Below are 1,004 nucleotides of genomic sequence, written 5' to 3'. Positions count from 1 at the left end.
TTGGTGGGCGCCGGGTTCATCTTGATCTTGGGTATGTCGTAGAACTCCCCGTGGAACTCGAAGTACTCGCCGGTGCTGAGTCCGCGGATGATGTCCATGCACTCGTTCATCCGTTTGCCACGACGCTTGTAGTCCACGCCCATGATGTCGTAGTCCTCGGCCCACGGGCTGGTACCGACCCCCAGCGAGAACCGGTTGTTCGTGAGGACGGCCACCGACATCGCCTGCTTCGCAACCAGCGCGGGAGGACGGATCGGCAGTTTCAGCACAAACGGGTTGAATCGGATCTTCTCGGTGACCGCGCCCATGGCTGCCGCCATCACGAAGGTCTCGATGAAGGCCTTGCCCTCCAGGAACTCCCGACTGCCGTCTTCGGTGTACGGATACGTCGAGTCCGATTCCTCCGGGTAGGCGATGGAGTCGGGGATGGTGAACCCCTCATACCCGGCGGCCTCGGCCGCTTGAGCCAGTGGCAGGTAGTAGCTCGGATCTGTCATCGCCTCGGCGAATGTGAACCGCATGATCCTCCTAAATATGTTCCCTGAGCCTGGTCGAGCCGGACCCGTCTCAGTTCAGTAGAACACGTTCTAGTTTGGCTTGGGAACGATTCGCTGAGCTGGCGGCCCAGCCACGTCCGCACCATCGGGACTGTCGTCACGCTGTCTCGTGGTTCGACCACCGCCGGGCGTTCGATCGTCTGAGGGTTCGCGCCCACGTCTCGCGGAGCATGACGGCGATGAACACAACAAGCATGGCCCAGATCGGCTTCATCACGTCGTCGGCGACCACGCCTGGTGAAGCCACGAGGAACAACCCCCACGCAACTATCGGTAGCCCGACCGTCACGATGCCCGACACCACCGCAGACGACAGCACCTCGATGAGCGCCACGAACGACGCGGGAGTGGCGCCGAGGAGCCGAACGGCATGTACGCCTGTGACATACGCGAGGCTGGTGGAGATCCCGGCTATCGCCAGTGCGATCACCCACCAGGGCACCGAGG

General features: G+C 62.5%; 1 protein-coding gene and 1 pseudogene. Both read right to left on the bottom strand.

All coding sequences use genetic code 11. The features are described from left to right. The coding region (locus CSW57_RS24130) for an LLM class flavin-dependent oxidoreductase (protein ID WP_143696615.1) at window positions 1-521 on the bottom strand (521 nt) is incomplete at its 3' end. A 133-nt stretch (window positions 522-654) separates the two neighbouring features. Then, window positions 655-1,004, bottom strand: a pseudogene (locus tag CSW57_RS24585) (hypothetical protein); the annotation flags it as partial.

This window comes from Williamsia muralis, from assembly GCF_002735905.1.
GTDB classification, from domain to species: Bacteria; Actinomycetota; Actinomycetes; order Mycobacteriales; family Mycobacteriaceae; genus Williamsia; species Williamsia muralis_A.
The sequence above is the reverse complement of the archived record's forward strand: the minus strand, read 5'-3'. Positions and strand labels throughout refer to the sequence as shown.